The sequence below is a fragment of the Brevundimonas sp. TSRC1-1 genome (genome assembly GCF_049898245.1).
In the GTDB taxonomy this organism is placed as follows: domain Bacteria; phylum Pseudomonadota; class Alphaproteobacteria; order Caulobacterales; family Caulobacteraceae; genus Brevundimonas; species Brevundimonas mediterranea_A.
Genome location: NZ_JAFCXI010000002.1, coordinates 361786 through 381107, shown reverse-complemented (window position 1 = coordinate 381107; position 19322 = coordinate 361786). Strand labels below are relative to the sequence as shown.

Annotated in this window: 16 protein-coding genes, 1 tRNA gene and 1 riboswitch; of the genes, 12 read left to right on the top strand and 5 right to left on the bottom strand. The window is 68.3% G+C overall.

The window, feature by feature from the left end:
• The first annotated feature begins 61 nt into the window (after positions 1–61).
• Both ACP7CK_RS07870 and ACP7CK_RS07865 read left to right on the top strand, forming a co-directional pair.
• On the top strand, positions 62–1300 hold the full coding sequence (locus ACP7CK_RS07870) for an argininosuccinate synthase (protein ID WP_154725960.1): 1239 nt from the start codon (positions 62–64) through the stop codon (positions 1298–1300).
• A 24-nt stretch (positions 1301–1324) separates the two neighbouring features.
• Complete coding sequence (locus tag ACP7CK_RS07865) at positions 1325–1906, top strand: NUDIX domain-containing protein (RefSeq protein ID WP_154725959.1); 582 nt, start codon at positions 1325–1327, stop codon at positions 1904–1906.
• A gap of 15 nt (positions 1907–1921) precedes the next feature.
• Here the strand turns inward: ACP7CK_RS07865 and ACP7CK_RS07860 are convergent, their stop codons facing one another.
• The 4 genes from ACP7CK_RS07860 to ACP7CK_RS07845 form a co-directional block, all read right to left on the bottom strand.
• Positions 1922–3232, bottom strand: a complete 1311-nt coding sequence (locus ACP7CK_RS07860) for a PQQ-dependent sugar dehydrogenase (protein ID WP_426025650.1) — start codon at positions 3230–3232, stop codon at positions 1922–1924.
• A 53-nt stretch (positions 3233–3285) separates the two neighbouring features.
• Positions 3286–3849, bottom strand: coding sequence for a TMEM165/GDT1 family protein (locus tag ACP7CK_RS07855; RefSeq protein ID WP_154725958.1), 564 nt, complete (start codon positions 3847–3849; stop codon positions 3286–3288).
• 99 nt (positions 3850–3948) lie between these two features.
• Positions 3949–4065: riboswitch (yybP-ykoY riboswitch) on the bottom strand.
• Positions 4066–4120: 55 nt separating this feature from the next.
• Entirely contained in the window at positions 4121–5440 is a 1320-nt protein-coding gene (locus ACP7CK_RS07850) for an acetyl-CoA hydrolase/transferase family protein (protein ID WP_426025649.1), read from the bottom strand.
• Positions 5441–5526: 86 nt separating this feature from the next.
• Positions 5527–6309 carry a phosphatase PAP2 family protein gene (locus ACP7CK_RS07845; protein WP_426025648.1) on the bottom strand — a complete coding sequence of 261 codons (783 nt, stop codon included), beginning with the start codon at positions 6307–6309 and terminating at the stop codon, positions 5527–5529.
• A gap of 274 nt (positions 6310–6583) precedes the next feature.
• Here ACP7CK_RS07845 and ACP7CK_RS07840 point away from each other — a divergent pair, with 274 nt between their 5' ends.
• Both ACP7CK_RS07840 and ACP7CK_RS07835 read left to right on the top strand, forming a co-directional pair.
• Positions 6584–8473: a ribonucleoside-diphosphate reductase subunit alpha gene (locus tag ACP7CK_RS07840; RefSeq protein WP_035310283.1), complete on the top strand. Its 1890-nt coding sequence runs from the start codon at positions 6584–6586 to the stop codon at positions 8471–8473.
• Between the two features lie 200 nt (positions 8474–8673).
• Positions 8674–9510 carry a lipid A-modifier LpxR family protein gene (locus tag ACP7CK_RS07835; RefSeq protein WP_426025647.1) on the top strand — a complete coding sequence of 279 codons (837 nt, stop codon included), beginning with the start codon at positions 8674–8676 and terminating at the stop codon, positions 9508–9510.
• A 24-nt stretch (positions 9511–9534) separates the two neighbouring features.
• On the opposite strand, the gene ACP7CK_RS07830 is transcribed toward ACP7CK_RS07835, so the two are convergent.
• Positions 9535–11283 carry a gamma-glutamyltransferase family protein gene (locus tag ACP7CK_RS07830; RefSeq protein ID WP_426025646.1) on the bottom strand — a complete coding sequence of 583 codons (1749 nt, stop codon included), beginning with the start codon at positions 11281–11283 and terminating at the stop codon, positions 9535–9537.
• A gap of 147 nt (positions 11284–11430) precedes the next feature.
• On the opposite strand from ACP7CK_RS07830, the gene ACP7CK_RS07825 reads away from it, so the two are divergent.
• From ACP7CK_RS07825 to hfaB (ACP7CK_RS07790), 8 genes are all read left to right on the top strand, one after another.
• Positions 11431–11507 (top strand) — tRNA-Arg (locus ACP7CK_RS07825).
• 307 nt (positions 11508–11814) lie between these two features.
• Complete coding sequence (locus ACP7CK_RS07820) at positions 11815–13395, top strand: DUF4153 domain-containing protein (RefSeq protein ID WP_426025645.1); 1581 nt, start codon at positions 11815–11817, stop codon at positions 13393–13395.
• A gap of 2 nt (positions 13396–13397) precedes the next feature.
• Positions 13398–14120: a response regulator gene (locus ACP7CK_RS07815; protein ID WP_426025644.1), complete on the top strand. Its 723-nt coding sequence runs from the start codon at positions 13398–13400 to the stop codon at positions 14118–14120.
• Positions 14117–15691: a sensor histidine kinase gene (locus ACP7CK_RS07810; protein WP_426025643.1), complete on the top strand. Its 1575-nt coding sequence runs from the start codon at positions 14117–14119 to the stop codon at positions 15689–15691. The genes ACP7CK_RS07815 and ACP7CK_RS07810 overlap by 4 nt, the downstream gene beginning before the upstream one ends.
• 440 nt (positions 15692–16131) lie before the next feature.
• A complete protein-coding gene (locus tag ACP7CK_RS07805) occupies positions 16132–16746 on the top strand; it encodes a hypothetical protein (RefSeq protein WP_035309444.1) in 615 nt (204 codons plus the stop codon).
• Positions 16747–16833: 87 nt separating this feature from the next.
• Positions 16834–17271 carry a holdfast anchoring protein HfaA gene (gene hfaA / locus ACP7CK_RS07800; protein ID WP_154726257.1) on the top strand — a complete coding sequence of 146 codons (438 nt, stop codon included), beginning with the start codon at positions 16834–16836 and terminating at the stop codon, positions 17269–17271.
• Positions 17268–18158, top strand: a complete 891-nt coding sequence (gene hfaB, locus ACP7CK_RS07795) for a holdfast anchoring protein HfaB (protein ID WP_426025642.1) — start codon at positions 17268–17270, stop codon at positions 18156–18158. Before hfaA ends, hfaB (ACP7CK_RS07795) begins: the two co-directional genes overlap by 4 nt.
• On the top strand, positions 18155–19219 hold the full coding sequence (gene hfaB, locus ACP7CK_RS07790; protein WP_292147606.1) for a holdfast anchoring protein HfaB: 1065 nt from the start codon (positions 18155–18157) through the stop codon (positions 19217–19219). Before hfaB (ACP7CK_RS07795) ends, hfaB (ACP7CK_RS07790) begins: the two co-directional genes overlap by 4 nt.
• Positions 19220–19322 lie beyond the last annotated feature (103 nt).

Here is a 19322-nt window from a genome sequence, read left to right as displayed (position 1 = left end):
CCGGTCTTATGCGCGCCTCAACTCCCCGATCCCTGCTGCCGAGTTTATCGAAAGAGCCGCCATGTCCGCCCCCGCCGACAAGCCCGTGAAGAAAGTCGTCCTCGCCTATTCGGGCGGGCTGGACACCTCGATCATCCTGAAATGGCTCCAGACCGAATATAACGCCGAGGTCGTGACCTTCACCGCCGACCTGGGCCAGGGCGAGGAGCTGGGCCCGGCGCGCGAGAAGGCGCTGAAGCTGGGCATCAAGCCCGAGAACATCTTCATCGACGACCTGCGCGAGGAGTTCGTGCGCGACTTCGTCTTCCCGATGTTCCGCGCCAACGCCCAATATGAGGGCGACTATCTGCTGGGCACCTCGATCGCCCGTCCGCTGATCTCCAAGCGCCAGATCGAGATCGCCCGTCAGGTCGGCGCCGACGCCGTCTGTCACGGCGCGACCGGCAAGGGCAATGACCAGGTCCGCTTCGAACTGGGCTACTACGCGCTTGAGCCCGACATCCGCGTCATCGCCCCCTGGCGCGAATGGGAGTTCCGCAGTCGCGAGGCCCTGCTGGACTTCGCCGAGAAGAACCAGATCCCGATCTCCAAGGACAAGCGCGGCGAGGCGCCCTTCTCGGTCGACGCCAACCTTCTGCACTCGTCCTCCGAGGGCAAGGTGCTGGAAGACCCGGCCGTCGAGGCCCCCGAGTTCGTCCACCAGCGCACCATCTCGCCGGAGGACGCGCCGGATGTGGCGACCGTCATCGAAATCGGTTTCGAGAAGGGCGACGCCGTCTCGATCAACGGCGAGGCCATGTCGCCGGCCACGATCCTGACCGCCCTGAACCAGTACGGCCACGACAACGGCATCGGCCGTCTGGACCTGGTCGAGAACCGTTTCGTCGGCATGAAGTCGCGCGGCGTCTATGAGACCCCCGGCGGGACCATCCTGATCGCGGCGCACCGCGGCATCGAGAGCATCACCCTGGACGGGGGCTCCATGCACCTGAAGGACCAGCTGATGCCGAAATACGCCGAGCTGATCTACAACGGCTTCTGGTTCTCGCCCGAGCGCGAGATGCTTCAGGCCGCCATCGACAAGAGCCAGGAAAACGTCTCCGGCACGGTCAAGGTCAAGCTGTACAAGGGCAATGTCTCGGTCATCGGCCGCGAGAGCCCCTACAGCCTGTATGATCAGGACCTCGTCACCTTCGAGGAAGGCGTCCAGGCCTATGACCACAAGGACGCGGCCGGCTTCATCAAGCTGAATGCGCTCCGCCTGCGCGTCCTGGCCAAGCGCGACGCCCGCAAGGCCTAGCGCCAGACCGCCCGAGGCAAGCCGATGACCGTCAAGGACCGTCTCAGGATCCACGAGACCCGGCTTCTCTCGGACAACTGGTATGTGCTGAAGACGACCCGGTTCGACTGGAAACGGCGCGACGGACGCTGGCAGACCCAGGAGCGGGAACATTACGACCGGGGCAATGGGGCGGTGCTGCTGCCCTATAATCCGGCGGCGCGCACCGTGCTGCTGGTGCGGCAGTTCCGGTTGCCGGCCTATCTGAACGGTTACGACGACCTGCTGATCGAGGCGGCGGCCGGCCTGCTGGACGAGGCCGAGCCCGAGGTGCGGATCCGCGCCGAGGTCGAGGAAGAGCTGGGCTATCGGCTCGGCGCGGTGCGCAAGGTGTTCGAGGCCTTCATGAGCCCCGGCTCCGTCACCGAAATCCTGCACTTCTTCGTCGCCGAGTACGATCCGTCGATGAAGATCGGCGACGGGGGCGGCCATCCGGACGAAGGCGAGGACATCGAGGTGCTGGAGCCCACGCTGGACGAGGCCCTGGCCATGATCGCCGACGGCCGCATCCGCGACGCCAAGACCATCATGCTGTTGCAGCATCTGGCTTTGACGCTTCCGAAGTAGGCGCCCGGTTTCGGCCTAGTCGGCGATCTCCGACCGGGCGATCCTGAGGATCGCCCGGCTGCGGTCGTCCGTGACCCAGATCGACCCGTCGGCGGCGACCGCCAGAACCACGGGCGATCCGCGCGGCTGGCGACCCGCGACCGCGTCCCAACCCGGCGTCAGCACCTTGCCGCGCACGCTGGGCGCCCCGGCCGGATAGGGCAGGGCGCCGCGCGGGTAGATGGCGTAGCGTCCGCCGATGTCGGTCAGAGGGCGGCCTTGCGCGTCGGTCTCGGCCGCCACGATCCGTCCAGCGGCGCGACGATAGCCGTGCCAGCTCATCAGCAGCCGGCCGCGCAGTTCGGGAAACATCGCCCCTTCGTAATAGATCAGGTCCAGCGGCGCGGCGTGCGGCGGCAAGAGGGCGACCGGCCGGTCACGCCGGTCGCAGCGGGCCTGGGCCGCGCTCCAGCCCGGCAGGGGCGTCGTCAGGTCGACGCAATAGGGCCAGCCGTAATGGCCGCCCTGACGCAGGACGTTGATCTCGTCATAGGGATGGTCGGGCGTGGTCAGGTCGACCGAGTTCTCGCCCTGAAGGATCGTGCCCGACCGATGCCGCACCAGGGCGATGGAGTTGCGCAAGCCCGAGGCGAAGACGGTGCTGTCCTGCGCCCACCGGCCGGCGCCCAGATAGGCGTGACGCCGCACCTGGGCGGTTCGGGCGCTGTCGGCGCAGGCGCCCTTGGCGTCAGTGCGCGGCCGACCCCGCGCGTCCAGGCAACGGTCGCTGGGCGCCCCGACATTGACCAGCAGAGCGCCGTCGCCGTCGAAGACGAAACCGGACAGGGGGTGGCGATTGTCGTGCAGCCGGTTGTCCGGCAGGTCGCCGATCACGGTCCGCACCGTCGCCGCCGGATCGGCCGCATCGGGGTCCAGGGTCAGGATGCGGTTCATCTCGGACACATAGATCCGTCCGTCCGGGCCCCGCGCCACCGTGTGCGGCATGGACAGCCCCTGGGCGAGCCTGCGCCAGCGCGCCGCACCGTCGGCGCCGAACGACAGCCGCCAGACCGCGCCGCGTCCCGGCTCCCACCCGCCCAGGTCGGTGACCAGCCAGTCGCCGCCGGACAGGGGCAGCAGGCCGCGCGGCATGCGGGGTCCGTCAGTCCCCGCGCCCTGCCAGACTAGGCCCAGACAATAGCCCGGCGCCGTCCGCACCGTGGTCGCGGGCCGCCCGCCGCAGTCGCCGTCCACGGCATAGGCGCGCGAGGCGGCTTTGGCGCCGGACGGTAGGCTCAGCAGGGCGAGCGCGAGGAGCGTAAGCAAGGGGCGGATGGGACGGCGCATGGCCTCTTGGTAAGGCCAGGCCGAACAGATTGCGAGCCTCGGGGGGGCAGCCCCTAGGGGGCGAACAGGATCCACAAGCCCGTGGCGGCGAAACCGACGGCGGCGGCCAGCCGGATCCACTTCAGCGGCAGTTTCTTCGCCGCCGTCTCGCCCAGCAGGACGGCGGGGCCGTTGACCAGCATCATGCCCAGGGTCGATCCGGCCACGACCAGGGGCAGGTTCTCGAACCGGGCGGCCAGCATGGCGGTGGCGACCTGGGTCTTGTCGCCCATCTCGATCAGGAAGAAGGCCGAGGCGGTGGTCCAGAAGATGGCCCAGAAGCCGCGCTGAACCTCGCCCTTCTGTTCGTCCAGGGTATCGGGGATCAGGGCCCAAGCGGCGAAGCCCAGGAAGGCGACGCCGACGATCCAGCGCATCCAGTCGCCGGTGATGAAATGGGCCAGAACCGTGCCGGCCAGGGCCGCGAAGGCGTGGTTCAGCAGGGTGGCGGCGAGAATGCCCAGGATGATGGGCGTGGGCCGTCGCCAGGTCGCCGCCATGACGATGGACAACAACATGGTCTTGTCCCCGATCTCCGCGATGGAGACCAGGCCGGTCGAGATCAGAAAGGCTTCCAAGAAGGAACCTGTGTGCGCGGGAGCCTCGGCGGACGGACCTGTGGCGTTCGCAGCCGGGCCCCGCGTGGACATCCCTGCGAAAGCCGCCGGTCTTGCCGTGATCCGGACCCCAAGAGGGTCCCGGACCGTTCCCGCGCCATCCTCTCCGGGAGAGGAAGCATGTTGACGCGAGCCCCGCTGATTGTTGCGGGCGGCTACTCCCCGATGACGGGCCGGGGTTTAGGACGCGCGGCCGGAAATGAAAAGTCGATAACGACTCGCAAGATTTGCCTCAGATCAGACCCTGCCGCCCAGCCTCGGCCGTCAGGTCGTCGCGGAACTCGGGCGCGGCCAGGGCGATCAGGGCGCGGGCCCGCTCGCTGGTCGACTTGCCTTTCAGGTTGGTCCAGCCGTGTTCGGTGACGATGATGTGGACGTCGTTGCGGGGCGTGGTGACGGGGCCGTCCAGCAGGGCGACGATGCGCGAACAGGTCCCCTTGGCCGCCGTCGCATGACAGGCGATGATCGACTTGCCCCCTTCGGAGCCATAGGCCCCGCGCACGAAGTCCAGCTGTCCGCCCGAGGCGGTGAACTGGCGCCCGTTCAGGAACTCCGAACAACAGGCGCCGCTCAGGTCGATCTGAAGCGTGGCGTTGACCGAGACCATCTTCGCATTGCGCGCGATCACGGCCGGATCGTTCACATAGGAGACGGGATGGGCCTCCAGGCCGCGATTGCCGTCCAGGAAGTCATAGGTGTTCTGGTCGCCCATCGAGAAGGCGAAGACCCCGACCCCGGGGTGCAGGGTCTTGCGGGCGTGGTTGGCCACCCCGGCCTGCATCAGCTCGACCAGGCCCGGCGTCAGCATTTCTGTATGGACGCCCAGGTCGCGGTGGTCCTTCAGGGCGTCGCAGACGGCGTTGGGCAGGGCGCCGATTCCCATCTGCAGCGTCGCCCCGTCCTCGACCAGATCGGCGATGATCCGGCCGATGGCGAGGTCGGCCGGCTGGGGCTCGGCCCTGGGCACGACCAGCAGGGGGGCGGCGTGTTCGACGATCCCGGCGACCCTGGAGACATGGACGGTGCAGTCGCCGAACACGCGCGGCATGTGCGGATTGACCTCGACCACGATGGTCCGGGCCGTGTCCGACACCGGCTTGGCGTAGTCCGTGTTGGTCCCGAACGAGAAGAATCCGTCGGCGTCCATAGGCGAGACGGTGCAGATCAGCGCATCCACCCCGACTTCGTCGCACAGCAGGCGCGGCGACTGCTGGAAGCCGGTCGGGATGAACTGGACCGGATTGGGCCGCCTCTCCTCGAAGGCGCGCTGCTCCAGCCGGCGTTCGACGGCGCTGTGGAACAGGCTCCACGGCCGGATCCGGTCCATCAACTCGTAGCGCAGCACAGTGTCGCCGGCGATGGCGGTGGAGAGCAGATAATAGAGGTTCACGTCCTCGACCTCGCCGCGCTCGGCCCGTTCGGCCAGGGCCTTGAGCAGGGCCGGGGGCTGGGACACGCCCAGGCCCATGGCGACCTTGGCGCCCGACCGGATCAGGGCCGCAGCCTGATCCGGCGTTTTCAGCCGTTCGGCATAGAGGGCGGCGTGGTCCATGGCGTATCTCCCGTCTGCGCGCCGCTCTGTTCAGATCGAGGCGGCGTCTCAAGACAGACTATCCTGCGTCCGACGCCAAGGCGGGGCTAGACTTTGGTCGGATCGTCCCCGGTTTCAGGCTCCATCGGCGACGGCTCGTCCTGCAGGGGCGCCTGATGACGCTTCTGCCAGCGCGCGATCCCATAGGCGACCAGCCACAGGACCATGGCCCAGGCCGAGCCCACGGCCCAGCCGGCGAAGACGTCCGTCGCCCAGTGGGCGCCCAGATAGATGCGGGTCAGCCCCACCAGCAGGGCCATCAGAATGCCGACCCCCAGGACGAAGATCTTGAACCTCTGGCGCGGAAAGGCGCGCGTCAGCATGACCGCGACGCTGAGATAGAAGACCGTCGCCAGCAGGGCGTGGCCGGAGGGGAAGCTGGCGTTGATCGTCTCGACCGCCTGCAGGGCCTGGGGCGGGCGTTCGCGCTCGAACACCGCCTTCAGCCCCTCGCTCAGCGTCACCGCGCCGATCAGGCTCAGGGCCAGCAGGACGGACGACAGCCATTTCCTCTGGCTCAACAGGAAGACGATGACGATCAGGGCGAACAGGCCCAGCACCGATATGCCGCCCAGCGAGGTGATGTCGGCCGCCGCCTCCTTCAGCCACCACGGCCCCCAGGGCCGGCCGGGGTCGTCGGCATAGGGGCGCAGCAGGGCCAGAACCTGATGGTCGAAGGCCTGGCCGTCGGCCTCCGTCATGTCGTCGGCGATCTCGACGAAGGTCATGACGCCGATCGCGGCCACGAACAGGGCCGTCAAAGCGGCGATCTCTGTTCGCGCAACCGTCAGGGCGCGTATCAAAAAGGGACGGAAATCTGAAACGGTCATGGACGGGCCAAACGGCCAAGCTCGCCCTATGTTCCGATCACGCGTTCGTGATATCGCAACTGCGAAGGCCTGGGAGGGGTTTGCTGGCTTGCTTGCTGGATTTTCCCCAGGCGTGGACGAGTTGTCCGACCGATTCGCTTACAATGCGACCGTCAAGACGTTGACGGGTTATTAGGCATGTGCGCCCTATATGTGGGCTCAGGGAGCGTTGAGACCACTAGATGATGTGGTCACGGCGCAGGTGGCTCTAGGCTGTTTATTGTTCAGGACGCAGATGACCATGGCTGGCGGCGAGGCTTTGAAGACGACGGAATTCCAAGGTGTTGTGACGAACGCGACCCTCGAGAAGCCCCATCTGACTGTCGTGAAATCGGTCCAGGTGGACCGTTCGCGCGACGCCCTGCTGACCGACTTCGGCAAGAAGACGCTGGAAGACCGCTACCTGCTGGCGGGCGAGAGCTATCAGGACATGTTCGCCCGCGTCTCGACCGCCTTCTCGGACGACGCCGACCACGCCCAGCGCCTGTACGACTATATGAGCCGCCTGTGGTTCATGCCCGCGACCCCGGTCCTGTCGAACGGCGGCGCGGATCGCGGCCTGCCGATCTCCTGCTTCCTGAACGCCGTCGGCGACAGCCTGGACGGCATCCAGAGCGTCTGGAACGAGAACGTCGCCCTGGCCTCGAACGGCGGCGGCATCGGCACCTACTGGGGCGGCGTCCGCTCCATCGGCGAGAAGGTCAAGGGCGCGGGCAAGACCTCGGGCATCATCCCCTTCATCCGCGTGATGGACTCGCTGACCCTGGCGATCAGTCAGGGCTCGCTGCGTCGCGGCTCGGCCGCCGTCTATCTGGACATCCACCATCCCGAAATCGAGGAATTCCTCGAGATCCGCAAACCCTCGGGCGACTTCAACCGCAAGTCCCTGAACCTGCACCACGGCGTCAATGTCACGGACGAATTCATGGAGGCGGTGAAGACCGGCGCCACATTCGACCTGAAGTCGCCCAAGGACGGCGCGGTCATCAAGACCGTCGACGCCCGCTCGCTGTGGACCAAGCTGCTCGACATCCGGATGCAGACCGGCGAGCCCTATATGATCTTCTCCGACACGGTGAACCGCCAGATGGCGCCGCACCAGCGCGACCTGGGCCTGAAGGTCAAACAGTCGAACCTGTGCGCCGAGATCATGCTGCACACCGGCCGCGACCATCTGGGCGTGGACCGGACCGCCGTCTGCTGCCTGTCGTCGGTCAACGCCGAGACCTTCCTGGAGTGGCGCGAAGAGCCCAAGTTCATCGAAGACATCATGCGCTTCCTGGACAATGTGCTGGAGGACTTCATCCGCCGCGCCCCGCCGGAAATGAAGGCCGCCGTCTATTCGGCCAAGCGCGAACGTTCGGTCGGCCTGGGCCTGATGGGCTTCCACTCCTTCCTGCAAGGCCAGGGCGTCGCCTTCGAAAGCGCCATGGCCAAGTCGTGGAACATGCGCCTGTTCAAGCACCTGCGTCGCGAGGCCGACAAGGCCAGCCGCCTGCTGGCCGAAGAGAAGGGCCCCTGCCTCGACGCCGAGGAGCGCGGCGTGATGGAGCGGTTCAGCCACAAGCTGGCCATCGCCCCGACCGCCTCGATCTCGATCATCTGCGGCGGCACTTCGGCCGGCATCGAGCCGATCCCGGCCAATATCTACACCCACAAGACCCTGTCGGGCTCGTTCGCGGTCAAGAACCCCTATCTGGAGCGCCTGCTCGACGAGAAGGGGATCAACACCGAGGCGGTCTGGAACTCGATCCTCGAACACGAGGGGTCGGTCCAGCACCTGGACGCCCTGAACGAGGACGAGAAGGGCATCTACAAGACCGCCTTCGAACTGGACCAGCGCTGGGTGGTGGAACTGGCCGCCGACCGCGCCCCGGAAATCTGCCAGGCCCAGTCGCTGAACCTGTTCATCCCCGGCGACGTCAATAAATGGGACCTGCACATGCTGCACTGGTCCGCCTGGGAGCGCGGCGTGAAGTCGCTGTACTATCTGCGCTCCAAGTCGGTGCAGCGCGCCGCCTTCGCCGGCGCCGAGGACAAGGCCGAGGCGGTCATCGATCCGAACCAGCCCGACCTCTTCTCCATGCCCAAGACCGACTACGACGAGTGCCTGGCCTGCCAGTAGGCGGTCGGACGCCAGACCTGAAAGGGCTCCGCGCAGGCGGGGCCCTTTTTCACGACTGGAACTCCGGCGCGGCGGCGTCGTTCAAAAGGGACGAAACAGTGTCTTGAAAATGTCTGTTGGAGTCTGGTTGCACCTGGTGCAAGCTGGAGAACAGCGGACGGTGGGGAGACCGAATGCGCGTTGCGGTGTGGAGCGTTGGAGTGGGAATCGTCCTGGCGGCAGCCGGGTTCGCCGACTCGCGCGCCCAGGCCTGGATCCCCGGCGCCTTCGACGAAACTCACGCGACGGCTCAAACCCTGACCGCGCGCCTCAATGAGCAAGGCGGGTTCCGCGTCACGCCCGACGCCCGCTTCGGATCCGAAATCGAGATGAGCGCGCCCTTGCGGCCGGCCGAAACCGAGGGTCTGGCCGCCGCCACCCGCAACGATATCTGGATCGACCGCAAGGCCTTCACCGACCGGGTCACGCTGGAAACCGCCGGGCGATTGCGTCGCGCCGACGGCTCGCCCCTGCCGGTCACGCCGATCGACCGGGCCGAGCTGGACGCGGAAGCCTATGACCTGCGCTATGTTCGCGGCTTCCGCGGCGCCGTCGGACGCACGCCGTCCGGCCTGGAAGTCAGTCTGACGCCCCACGCCGGTTTCGGCGTCGGCAGCGAGGGCGGCTCGGCCGAGGCCGGCGCCACCCTGAAGATCGGCGAGGGCCTGGATCGTCTCGCCCCCGACGGAACCGCGCGCTTCGGCGAGCGTCCCCGGTGGTATCTCTACGCCGCCGGGTCCGGCCGGGCGGTCGGCTATAATTTCGCCCGCACCCGCGACGGCGACTACGCCCGCTCCGGCTATACCCAGGATCGAGGCGGCTTCCTGGGCGACGCCTCGGTCGGCGTGGCCTATCGCCGGGGCGATGTTCAGACCTCCGTCGGGCTGGTCTATCGCGAGATCGACGCCGGCAAGGGGCTGCGCGGCATGAACGGCCTCGACACCGATCTGGACGAGGGCCTGATCGCCTTCCAGCTGTCGATCAAGCCGCGCCGCTGACCCGCACCTTCGGGTCGTCGCGCATCAGCGAACCTCCGACACCGCCACGCCCTCTCGCCTCGGATCCGCGCCGCCGTCCCACCGGCCGTCGCGCCACATCGCTCCATGCAGGCCCGAGGTCTCGGTTGCATTGGGTCTGAGGCTCATGCCCGCCGCCCCCAGGGCGTCGCGGATGTCCGGCGCGATCAGGGCCGTATCGGCGCCGACCATCTCGCCGCGCACCACCAGATTGGGCAGGGCGACAGCCTCCTGCATCGGCAGGCCCCAGTCGATCACCCCGATCAGGGCCTTGGCGACATAGGCCAGGATGCTGGACCCGCCCGGCGAGCCGATGGCGCCGACCAGACGGCCCTGACCGTCCAGGATCAGCACCGGCGTCATCGACGACCGGGGCCGCTTGCCCGCCGCCACCGCATTGGCCGCGGGATGGCCGTCCTCGCTCGGGGTGAAGGAGAAGTCGGTCAGCTGGTTGTTCAGGAAGAAACCCTCGACCATCCGGCCGTTGCCGAAGATGCTCTCGACCGTGGTCGTCATGCTGACCGCGTTCCCCTCCGCATCGACGATGACCATGTGCGAGGTGCCGCCGGGCTCGGCCGTGCGGTCTGCGCCGCGCGGGGGCGACCCCGTGGGGGCGCCGGCCGTCGCGGGACCGTTCAGGGTCGGCGCCAGGGCCGCGCGCGCGGCGACATAGTCCGGATCCAGCAGGCCGGCGATCGGCACGCCGACGAAGTCCGCATCCCCCACATAGCGGTCGCGGTCGGCGTACATCAGACGCTGCAGCCGGCCGAAGGCGACCCAGGCGGCCGGGCTGTCGGGGCCCTTTCGGATGTCGGGCGTCTGCTCGGCCATGGCCAGGAACTGCAGCAGGGCCACTCCGCTGGACGGCGGCGGCGGCACGCAGACGACATAGATCCGGTACGGACGGCACAGGGCGTCGCGACGCAGCGGGCGATAGGCGGCGATGTCCGTCTCGGTCAGGCCGCCGGGGCGCGGCGCCTTGGCCACTGTTTGGGCGATCTCGCGCCCGATGCGGCCGCCATACAGAACGCCCGGCCCTTCGTTCGCCAGGGCCGCCACGGTTCGGGCATAGGCGGGGTTCCGCATCACGTCGCCGGCCCGATAGGGTTCGCCGTCCGGCCGGGTGAAATAGGCTTTGGCCCACCGGGTTCTCGCCTGGGGCGCGGGGCCGTTGATCATGCCGGCCAGGCGCGGGCTGACCACGAAACCGTCCCGCGCCAGGCGTTCGGCCTCGCCGAACAGGTCGCGCCATTCCAGCCGGCCGTGATCCTTATGCGCCATGGCCAGCATGGCCACCGCGCCCGGCGCCCCGGTCGAGCGCCCCGACAACAGGGCGTCGATGAAGGCCAGCGGCTCGCCGTCCTCGTAAAACAGCTCTGGCGTGGCCGAGGCCGGCGCCGTCTCGCGGCCGTCATAGGCCGTCACATGGCCGGTCGCCGCCTCATAGCTCATCAGGAAGGCCCCGCCGCCCAGACCCGACGACTGGGGCTCCACCAGGCCCAGCACCGCCTGTACGGCGACAGCGGCGTCCACCGCCGACCCGCCGCGCCGCAGCACCTTCATCCCCGCCTCGACCGCCAGCGGATTGGCCGCCGCCACGAAGGGGCCGCGCGCAGGCGTCCCGGCCTCCGGCGTCGTCGCCTGACCCTGAACCGGTGTCTCGGCCGCTGTCGGAGCGCCCCCGCCCGCCGTCTGGCAGCCGGCGATGACAATGGGAATGAGCAGGACGGCGAGACGACGGCGGATGAAATGCATGAGAAAATCCGGACGAGGGAGGACGTCGCCTCCCGACCTAGGCCGTCCCGGCGTCCGCGCCAACCGCCGACCACGCAGAAACTGCATTCCGCCGCTTGCGCCCGCCGGTTTCTACGGCTAAAGACCCGCCCTCGCCGCAAGGCAGCCGCACCCGTAGCTCAGCTGGATAGAGCACCAGACTACGAATCTGGGGGTCGGGCGTTCGAATCGCTCCGGGTGCGCCATTTCCACAAATCTATCATTCGGGTAGATGGGCCGCGCTGCGAGTCCAGCCGACGGGCTGGCTGTAATACTGCCGGCAGCCGAATCCAGGCCTCTGATTTAGACGACACGCCCGGTTTATAGGGGCCGAGACTCGTGAAGGGTCGTGATTCACGAGGACCGCCCCCAGCGACCACGACAGCTTAGGTCGGCGGGGCGTAGCGCCGCCGTCTGCATCGAACCTGCATGGCGCCTGCGCTGACAATCCATCGACGGCGCAACCGATCTCGACGGACATGGCGGAGAAGCATTTCCCGAAAGGGAGGCCCCATGCTTCACATACCCGTTCCGCCTCGATCATCATTCTGGCTCAGGGTCGCCGTCGGCGCCGCCCTGGTCGGCCTCGCCGACCTGCTGTTCTTCGCCCATGCCCCCGGTACGAGTCTTGGCCTGTTCGCCTTCGCGGTCCTGGGGAGCGCGCTCCTTGGTCGGAAAGACCTGCTGCAAGACCGTCGAGGCCGGGGCTTCGTCCTGGCCGGCGTCGCCTTCGCCCTGGTTCTGGCGGACCGGCCTGGGCTGCTGGCCTGGGCTCTGTTCGGGGTCTCTATGAGCCTCGGGGCGTTGTCGAGCCGGGTGGGGCCGAACGAGACGGCGTGGGGCTGGGCCCAAAGACTGGCGCTCGACTGGTTTTTTGCGCTGTTTGGCCCCGTGATCGACCTGTTCAAGGTCTCGCGGCTGAGGCGCGGTCGCGGCGGAATGTCCGCTCTGAACCTGCTTGGCCTTCTCATCATGCCCTTGGTCGGCGGCGGTGTCTTCCTCGCCCTGTTCTCGGCGGCGAATCCGCTCATTTCGAATGCGCTCGCCAACCTGTCCCTGCCGTCCCTGTCGCCCCAGAACGTCCTCCGCATCCTGTTCTGGTGCGCCGTCTTCATCGGCGCTCTGGGCCTGCTGCGTCCGCGCTGGCGCAAGCCCTTGCTCGCCCTGCCGGAACGCAAGATCGGAAAGCCTTCAGCCTTCCTGACCCGCACGATCACCCTGTCCCTGATCGTCTTCAATGCGGTCTTCGCGCTCCAGAGCGGCCTGGACATCGCCTTCCTGTGGAGCGGCGCGCCGCTTCCCGGCGACATGGGCCTGGCCGACTACGCCCATCGCGGCGCCTATCCCCTGATCGTCACCGCCCTGCTCGCCGGGCTGTTCGTCCTGGCGGCGCTCCAGCCGGGTTCCGACACAGCGAACAGGCCGCTGGTGCGTCGTCTGGTGGTCGTCTGGATCGCGCAGAACATGATCCTGGTCGCATCCAGCCTGCTGCGCACCGCCGACTATATCGAGGCCTACGCCCTGACCCGTTTCCGCATCGCCGCGATGATCTGGATGGGGCTGGTGGCGGTCGGCCTGATGCTGATCTGCTGGCGCATGCTGGCCGGCAAGTCGGCGCACTGGCTGATCAACGCCAACGCCGCGGCCGCGCTGATCGTGCTGGCGGTCGTCAGCGTCGTCGACCTCGGCGCCGTCGTGGCCGGTTGGAACGTGCGGCATGCCAGGGAAGTCGGAGGTCGCGGGGTCGCGCTGGACCTCGGCTATCTCCATACCCTGGGCGCGCCCGCCCTCGTCTCTCTGGCCGAACTGGAAACGACCCTCGACGACGCCGTCCTGCGCGACCGGGTCGCCGCCGTCCGCCAGGACATCCTTCTGAACGTCCGTCGGCGACAGAGCGAATGGCGCGGCTGGACCTGGCGCGACCAGCGTCGTCTGGATCGCATCGCCGCCCTGCAACAGAAGGGCGCCTTGTCGGCGCCGGCGCCGGGCGCCCGTCACTGGAACGGGCGGCTCATCCAAATGCCGCCGCCTACCGCGCCGGCGCCCGTCGCCGCCCCGCCGCCTGTCCCGTTGACCTCGCGGACGGAAGGCTGAACATGGCCATCATGCAAAGCACCGTCCTGGTGGTCGACGACGACCCGCACATCCGCGACCTGCTGACCTTCGCGCTTCAGAAGGCGGGTCTGGCGACGCGGGAGGCCGCCGACGGCGAGGCCGCTCTGGCCGACATCGCCCTGTGCAGGCCGAACCTCGTCGTGCTGGACATCAACATGCCCCGCATGGACGGGATCGAGGCCTGTCGCCGAATCCGCGCCCAGGGCGATCTGCCGGTCCTGTTCCTGTCGTCGCGCGATGACGAGATCGACCGCATCCTGGGCATGGAGCTGGGGGCGGACGACTATGTGACCAAGCCCTTCAGTCCGCGCGAGGTGGTGGCGCGGGTCGCCGCCATCCTGCGCCGGATCGCGCGGAGCCCGCCCCCTCCGACGCCGGGTCAGTTCGCCTTGGGGAGCCTGGGCCTGGACGCGGACGGATGGCGGGCGACATGGCGCGATGTGGAGGTGCCGCTGACGGTGACGGAGTTCAGCATCGTGCGCACCCTGGCCGATGCGCCGCGCCGGGTCTTCACGCGGGACGCCATCATCGACCGGGTCCATGGCCCAGGCTTCGCCATGACCGACCGTACGATCGACAGCCATGTCCGCAACCTGCGGGCCAAGTTTGCAGCGGTGGGCGGGGCTGACGTGATCGAGACGAGACCCGGCATCGGCTATCAGCTTGGCCCCTGTCTCGGCGCGCCGGGGACGTCGGACGCGTGATCGCACGCCTGCGCGCCTTCGTCCGCCGTCATTGGCCGGCGCTCAGGCTCCGGACGATCCTGCTGTCGGTGCTGATCTTCGCCGGCGTCCTGCCGGGGCTCAGCGCCATATTCCTGCGGGTCTACGAGAACACCCTGGTGCGTCAGACGGAGGCGGAACTGGTCGCCCAGGCCGTCGTCCTGTCGGCCGTCGCCGCCTCGGATTGGCCCGGCGCCGTCGTGGTTTCGCCCGATCCCGCCCGACGCGACGATCCGGGTTATTACAGGCCCGAACCCGCGACGATCGACCTGGGGTCCACGCCGGTCTTGCCGGCGCGACCCTCGCCGCGCTCTGCGGCGGCGCCTGAGGCCGGGGCGGTCGAGGTCGCCGCCCGGTTTGGTCCTGTCGTCGAGCAGACCAGCCGCACCACCCTGGCCTCGATCCTCTTGCTGGATCGCAACGGGACGATCGTTCTGGGCTACGGCCAGGGCGGCGGCCTGGCCGATCTGACCGAAGTGCGCTCGGCGCTTGCGGGCGAACCGCGAACGGTCCTGCGTCGCAACGACGCCTATCGTCCGCGCTACTCCATGGAATGGCTCAGTCGCGCAGCGGGCGTTCGTATCCACCATGCGCGGCCGGTGATGGTGAATGGCCGGGTCGAGGGGGTCGTCGTGGCGTCCCGCTCGCCCCGGGCCCTGTTCAAGGGACTGTACCAGGACCGGATCAAGATCGGGCTGGGCGTCGTCGGCACCCTGGGGGTGATCGCCCTGCTGGCGGTTCTGGTCTCGCGCGGCATCGCCCGCCCGATCGAGGCGCTCAGCCGGGCGACGCGCGATGTCGCCAACGGCGGCGGCGTGTTGCCCCCCGCGCCGGCCACCGCCGCCGTCGAAATCCAGACCCTCTATGAGGACTTCGGGCGGATGGCCCAGGCCGTCGATCGCCGGTCCCGCTATCTGCGCGACTTCGCCGCCGCCGTCAGCCATGAGTTCAAGACGCCCCTGTCCGGGATTCAGGGGGCCGTCGAACTGCTGCAGGACCATGAAATGGACCCAGGTCAACGTCGACGGTTCCTCGACAACATCGCCGCCGACGCCCGCCGCCTCTCGGCCCTTGTGACGCGCCTGCTCGACCTGGCGCGCGCCGATATGGCGCGTCCCCAAGCCGGGCTTTCGGTCGACGTCCGCCTCCCGATCACGAAGGCGGTCGACGCCAGGTCAAGCCGGCTGGCGATCTCGGTGATGTTCGGGGACGAAACGCCCAGGGTGGCCGTTCCAGCGTCTACCATCGAGATGGTGGTTTCGACGCTCCTGGAAAACAGCCGCCAGGCCGGCGCGACGGCCGTCAGCATCAGGGCGGCGGCCCTGCCCGATCGACTTGTCGTCACCCTGGCGGACGATGGTCCAGGCGTCGCGCCGGCCGACGCCGGTCGCGTCTTCGAGCCCTTCTTCACCACGCGACGCGGGGAGGGCGGCGCCGGCCTCGGCCTGTCCATCGCCCGCGCCCTGCTGGCCGCGAACGACGCCACCCTGGATCTGCTGCCTACGACCGAGGGCGCCGTCTTCGAATTGGTCATGCCGCTCGCCGAGCAATAGGTTTGGCTGTGCGACCGGGGGCCGGAACCGGGCCGTCTTTCGCGGACACGCCTTATACGCCGCGGATCACCCGTCCCGGGACAGCCTCGGCCGCCATCGGCGGAGGCGGATCGAAACCCGATCATGCCCCGCTTCAGCCGCGGGGTCCGATGTGGAGGCGGCGTGGTCCGCAGGCGCCCCGTCTCGAGACAGTGACGAACGGTCCATGCCGAATTGCGACAGCTAGCACTCACGATGACCCGGAGCCGGTCTGCCGCCCCACGCTTTGAGAGCCGCCGTATTAACGCTGTCCGAACCCGGTTCGATGTCAGATCAATCGCTTGCGTAGTCCTCGTCGACCAACCCCTTACCGCCTATGATTAATTTGTGTTAGTCATTGTAATGGATGGGTTTTTGCACTGAGCCGGTTTGCCCGATGTTGGGCCTTCTGGAGAAATCTCGTGACCACCAAGATCCTCATCATCACCGCCGTTCTCGGCGTCGCGACGGCCGGCGCCGCCCATGCTCAAAGCATCGGATCAGGCCAGTCGAACAATGCATCCGTCCGCTCGCAGCTGAACGCCACGATCACCGACGTGAACAATTCGGTTTCCGTCACCTCCGCCGCCATTTCCAACAGTGTGACCATCGACGGCGGCACGGCGGTGTCCCTGAACAACAATCAGAACGCCTGGGGCGGCGCGTCGTCCCAGCTGAACGCGACCATCGGCGATGTCTCCAAGGACGTCTCGGCGACGTCGGCGGCCATCGCCAACTCGGCGACGATCAAGACCTCCGACTGGGGCGGCGCGATCACCAACACCCAGGTCGCCTATAACGACCCCTCGGCCACGCTGAACTCCACCATCAGCGACGTGTCGGGCACGGTTTCGGCGACGGCGGCGGCCATCAGCAACTCCGCCACCATCGACTCGCGGCTGGGGTCCCTGAACTCGTCGCAGACCAATACCGCCGGGGTTTCCGCCATCGCCACCACGACCGTGCGTGACGTCTCGGGCGCCGTCACCAACACGGCGGCGGCCATTGGCAACAGCTTGACCGTGACCGGCTTCTGAATGGACAGGCCGGCGTCCCCGCGAAGGCGGCGTCGGCCCTTTCCGCCGCTTCACCCCGCTCTCCTTCCCGCTGAGATGACACACATCATGACCAAGACGCCGCTCTTGCCGCTCGTAATCCTGACCCTGTCCGGTCTCTCCGGGCGGGCCGTCGCGCAATCCTCGACCGAGTCCGCCGGGGCGGCTTCGATGGAGGCCGGCTATGGCCGTTCCGGCGCCGTCGCGACCCAGACCTTCAACCCCGTCACGCGCGACGCCAACGGCAATCGGCTGGTCGTCAACGGCGTCATCGTGAACAGTCAGGCCGGCACGACCGTCAGCTACGCCAGCACAGGGTCGAACACGCAGTCGGGCGCCGCCTATTTCGACAGCGGCGCGGCGGCGCTGGGCGATACGAGCAGCGCGACGGCCGTGGGCAACCTGGTCAATGTCTCCATCATCGGCCACGGCAACACCGTGGTGCTGAACAGCCGCCAGACCAACAGCGGCGACGTCAGCGCCAATGTGCGGAAGTCCGGCTCATGAGGCGGGCGGCGATCACGGGGATCGCGCTCGGCCTGGTCGCCGGAGCCGCGACGGCGGAACCTTCGGGCGGGATGAATCCGGGCGCGATCCGCGGCGCCCCCGCTACAGCCAATCCGTCTCCCTATTCTGCGGCCCTGACCTGCTTGTCGCGGCGGGGCGGCTGGATCGACGGCGCCCCGCCCAGGATCGCGGTGGGACGGATTTCCGACATGACGGGCCGGGTCGATCTCCAGACCGGCGCCCGCGTCTCGCAGGGCGCCGCGCTGTTCGCCATCACGGCCCTGGCCCGCTCCGGCGCGCCGGTGGTCGAGCGGCTCGACAACACGGTCGCCGAGATCGAATTGAACTATGCGCGCCAGCACCTGCTGTCCGACGCCCCGGAACGGGCCGGTCAGGATCCCGACAATTTCAGGCCGATCCACGTCGGCCAGGTCGCGGGGTCGCGGTACTATCTCGTCGGCGGCGTCACCGAACTGAACTACAATATCGCCTCGAACGGCATGAACGTTCAGGCGGGCGATGTGAGCGCGACCGGCCTGCGCGGCCTGGGTCAGGCGTCGCGCTATGTGATGAACGTCGCGGTCGACCTCAGGCTGGTGGATACGCGCTCGCAGGAAGTGGTGAACAGCGTCAGCTTCCAGAAACAGGTGGTCGGCGTGGACCGCAGCCTCGGGCTGACGGGAACCCAGGGATCGGTCGGCGGCGTTGCGACGGCCGGCGGCGGCGCCATGGAGCCGGTGCAGGCCGCTGTGCGGACGGTGGTCGAACGCGGCGTCTTCGAACTGTTGGCCGACATCCAGACACCGGGCGCCAAGGCGACCTGCCTGCCGGCCGACGACCCTGTCGGGGTCCAGACCTACGCCATCGCCGCAGGAGCCGCTTCGTGAGACTGAGACCGCTTCTGGAGGCGTCGATGATCGCGGCGGTCGGTCTGGCCGGCTGCACGACCGCACGCTACGACCCCGCCACCGGTCTCTACGCCAATCCGATCGGCGGCGCGCCGGCGACCGGCAACGACACCGCCTATTCCGCCGCGCTGAGATGTCTGGCGTCGGCGGGCCAGGCGGAGGGGCGCAGCGCGCCGCGGCTGGCGGTCGGCGACATCGCCGACCTGACCGGCCGCAATGATCTGGAGACAGGACGCAAGATCAGCCAGGGCGCGTCCCTGTTCGCCGTGACAGCCCTGACCAAGGCCGGAGTGCCCACGGTGGAGCGCCAGGATCGCGGGGTTTCGGAGGTCGAACGACAATATGCCCAATCTCATCTCCTGTCCGACACCCCCCAGGCGGCCGGCGAAAGCGCCGAGAATTTCCGCCCGATCTACGCCGGTCAGATCGCCGGTTCGCGATACTATGTCGTGGGCGGGGTCACCGAGCTGAACTATAATCTGCGGTCTTCCGGGGTCGATGTCTCCGCCGGGGGAATCGAGGCCAGCGGGGTCAAGGGGGGCCTGACCAGCAGCGGCTATGTCATGAACATCGCCATCGATCTTCGCCTGGTCGACACCCGGTCCCAGGAGGTCGTCGCCACGGCCTCCTATCAAAAGCAGCTTGTCGGTCGCGAGATCCGCGTGGGCGTGTTCGACTTCACCCACGGCAATATTTTCGACCTTTCCGCTGGAGCCTCCGGCATGGAGCCGATCCAGTTCGCCGTCCGGACCGCGATAGAACGCGGCCTGTACGACTTCGTCGCCGACCTCTACGCCATTCCCCGCGACCGCTGTCTCGCGCGGCCGGAAACGGGGCTGCAAGGCGAGAGCCTGCTGGCGCTGCGCGCGGCGGAAGCGGCTGCGCCCGAGGCCGAACGGCCGTCCGCCAGGCCGCCCGCCGTCGGGCAGGCCCCGTCCCGCCCGATGGCGGGACCGCCGGCCCGCTGGGTGCTGGATCCTTCCAGCTGGCGCACCGCGCCGTCGTCCGCGGTGCGCGGGACGACGGCCGCGGGCGGTTGAGGCGCCACGGACTTTCCGACTTCTCCAGTGCCAATTGAAGAAGGCCGTCGCGAGCGTCGCGACGGCCTTTCTCGTCTGGGTCAGTCCCCCGATCCGTCGCGCG

What these genes read in the sequence shown, in the direction of transcription:
- ACP7CK_RS07870 (WP_154725960.1), top strand. Translation starts at nt 62, where the DNA reads ATGTCCGCCCCCGCCGACAAGCCCGTGAAGAAAGTCGTCCTCGCCTAT.
- ACP7CK_RS07865 (WP_154725959.1), top strand. Translation starts at nt 1,325, where the DNA reads ATGACCGTCAAGGACCGTCTCAGGATCCACGAGACCCGGCTTCTCTCG.
- ACP7CK_RS07860 (WP_426025650.1), bottom strand. Translation starts at nt 3,232, where the DNA reads ATGCGCCGTCCCATCCGCCCCTTGCTTACGCTCCTCGCGCTCGCCCTG.
- ACP7CK_RS07850 (WP_426025649.1), bottom strand. Translation starts at nt 5,440, where the DNA reads ATGGACCACGCCGCCCTCTATGCCGAACGGCTGAAAACGCCGGATCAG.
- ACP7CK_RS07845 (WP_426025648.1), bottom strand. Translation starts at nt 6,309, where the DNA reads ATGACCGTTTCAGATTTCCGTCCCTTTTTGATACGCGCCCTGACGGTT.
- ACP7CK_RS07840 (WP_035310283.1), top strand. Translation starts at nt 6,584, where the DNA reads ATGACCATGGCTGGCGGCGAGGCTTTGAAGACGACGGAATTCCAAGGT.
- ACP7CK_RS07830 (WP_426025646.1), bottom strand. Translation starts at nt 11,283, where the DNA reads ATGCATTTCATCCGCCGTCGTCTCGCCGTCCTGCTCATTCCCATTGTC.
- ACP7CK_RS07820 (WP_426025645.1), top strand. Translation starts at nt 11,815, where the DNA reads ATGCTTCACATACCCGTTCCGCCTCGATCATCATTCTGGCTCAGGGTC.
- ACP7CK_RS07815 (WP_426025644.1), top strand. Translation starts at nt 13,398, where the DNA reads ATGGCCATCATGCAAAGCACCGTCCTGGTGGTCGACGACGACCCGCAC.
- hfaA (WP_154726257.1), top strand. Translation starts at nt 16,834, where the DNA reads ATGACCAAGACGCCGCTCTTGCCGCTCGTAATCCTGACCCTGTCCGGT.
- hfaB (WP_426025642.1), top strand. Translation starts at nt 17,268, where the DNA reads ATGAGGCGGGCGGCGATCACGGGGATCGCGCTCGGCCTGGTCGCCGGA.